This window comes from Schumannella sp. 10F1B-5-1, from assembly GCF_006517535.1.
GTDB lineage: Bacteria > Actinomycetota > Actinomycetes > Actinomycetales > Microbacteriaceae > Schumannella.
This window is the reverse complement of record NZ_VHQH01000269.1, coordinates 1-293: the sequence shown is the minus strand read 5'-3', so window position 1 is coordinate 293 and position 293 is coordinate 1. Positions and strand designations below refer to the sequence as shown.

Sequence of the window (293 nt, the reverse complement as noted above, 5' to 3'; positions counted from 1 at the left end):
ATCCTGCTGCTCGACGAGCCCACGACCTTCCTCGACATCGCGCACCAGATCGAGGTGCTGGACCTGCTCGCCGAGCTCGGGCGCGAGCGCGGCACGACGATCGTCATGGTGCTGCACGATCTGGGCCTCGCCGCGCGCTACGCCGACGAGCTCGTCGCCATGCGCGACGGGCGCATCGTCGCGAGCGGCGCCCCCGGCGACATCCTGACCCCCGAGCTCGTCGAGGAGGTGTTCGGCATCCGGAGCCTCGTGATGCCGGACCCCGTCGCGGGCCGACCGCTCATCATCCCGAT

1 protein-coding gene is annotated in these 293 nt (G+C 71.0%); it reads left to right on the top strand.

Annotation, left to right across the window (positions count from 1 at the left end; genetic code table 11):
• A partial coding sequence (locus FJ658_RS15665) for an ABC transporter ATP-binding protein (protein ID WP_141146251.1) occupies nt 1-293 on the top strand: 293 nt, incomplete at both ends.